The sequence below is a fragment of the Streptomyces sp. NPDC048277 genome (genome assembly GCF_040652235.1).
GTDB lineage: Bacteria > Actinomycetota > Actinomycetes > Streptomycetales > Streptomycetaceae > Streptomyces.
Window position 1 is genome coordinate 1 of record NZ_JBEZLQ010000088.1, and the last position, 1,346, is coordinate 1,346.

2 protein-coding genes are annotated in these 1,346 nt (G+C 65.8%); one reads left to right on the forward strand and one right to left on the reverse strand.

What is annotated here, in order from left to right; translation table 11 throughout:
- Positions 1 to 36: 36 nt before the first annotated feature.
- Positions 37 to 549, reverse strand: a complete 513-nt coding sequence (locus AB0D85_RS52255) for an ISAs1 family transposase (RefSeq protein ID WP_362338782.1) — start codon at positions 547 to 549, stop codon at positions 37 to 39.
- Between the two features lie 439 nt (positions 550 to 988).
- On the opposite strand from AB0D85_RS52255, the gene AB0D85_RS52260 reads away from it, so the two are divergent.
- On the forward strand, positions 989 to 1,276 hold the full coding sequence (locus AB0D85_RS52260; protein WP_362338785.1) for a hypothetical protein: 288 nt from the start codon (positions 989 to 991) through the stop codon (positions 1,274 to 1,276).
- Positions 1,277 to 1,346 lie beyond the last annotated feature (70 nt).

Genomic DNA, 1,346 nt, shown 5'->3' on the forward strand with positions numbered 1-1,346 from the left:
CAGGGCTCCGTCGTTCTCGCGATCGGCCGGGAATGATCACGTGAGTCCGAGGGTGGCCAGTGGCCGGGTCATGTCCCGGCCGTGATGGCGCAGACCCTCGGCGATATTGTTCTGCCCCGCCAGGCGGAGTGCGCCGATGGCCAGGTTCCGCAGAGAGGCCATCGCCCGGGCCGCGCTGCCGGTCCGCACCCGCGAGGCGTCCTCCCCGAACGTCACATCCCGGACATGGTGTTCACGATTCTCGACGGCCCAGTGTCCGCGTACGCGTTCGGCCAGGTCAGCGGGTGTCGCCTGGTGAGCCGTCAGGCTGGTGATGGCGTAGACGCGTTCGAGCGACACCTTCCCGGTGCGCACCGTGCGCCGCCGGCGGACGATCTGCAGTGCCTGGCCGGCGTGCGGGAACGGCAGCCTGGGCACGGTGACTGCCTTCAGGCGGCGGATTTCGTCCCGGCCGTGCGCGGTGGCCCGGGTGCGGTCCATCAGCGGCACCTCCTTCCAGGGAAGGTCCTTCACCAGCGCGTGCAGGGTCGGCTGGTTGCCCTTGAGCACGGCATGATCACCGGGGGCCGTGCCTGCGTGTCTACCTGCCGTCCATCACGCCCCACCAACACGGCCGAGTTGGCGCATAAGGCCCACAACCGGCTACACCAGGCCGGACCGCGAGAACGACGGCGCCCTGCGTCCAGGACCCGTCTTCGCGCCGGAGGCCCGGAGCAAGTGCGCGCCCACCGTCGTAGGCTGTCCGCGCGTCTACGACGGCATCGGCGACGGTAGCGGTCACGGCGGAGGAAGTGACACCTCCCAAATTGAGGTCCATGTACGGTTCGCGACAGCCAGTTCGACAACGAACGGCACCGTCGACCGCGTTCGGCCACTCACGCCCGATTCACAGCGGCAAGCGAGATCTTGAACCACTCAGCCAGGCAGCACGCTGACACAGGTAGCACGTTGGCAGGAGGGAGCAGGAAGGAAGGGGAGGATACCCATCATGACCTCACCGGTGGAACATGACAGGATTCAAGCACAACAGCGTCTGGAAAGGGTTTCAGGACAGCTGGAGGCGCTTTTAGAGCAACGCGAGAAAAACTTGAAGGAGCGGGCGAAACCTACGGATCTCTGGCTACTGAGACAGGAGCGCAATCGCCAGCTGGGAATGGCGGCGCTGACCGACAGGCTTTTTGAATATGGCGAGCTGTTGGTGAAGTGGACATCGTCGGGTACTTCTCGCCGATTGTTGGAGAGCCTCAGGGATCAGGGCTTCGGCGTAGTCGCGTGACGCCCGGTTCGCGGTGGCCCGTCAGGTCAGCGACAGGGTCCGGAACGTGACAGGCACGGCTTCCAAGATC

What these genes read in the sequence shown, in the direction of transcription:
- AB0D85_RS52260 (WP_362338785.1), top strand. Translation starts at nt 989, where the DNA reads ATGACCTCACCGGTGGAACATGACAGGATTCAAGCACAACAGCGTCTG.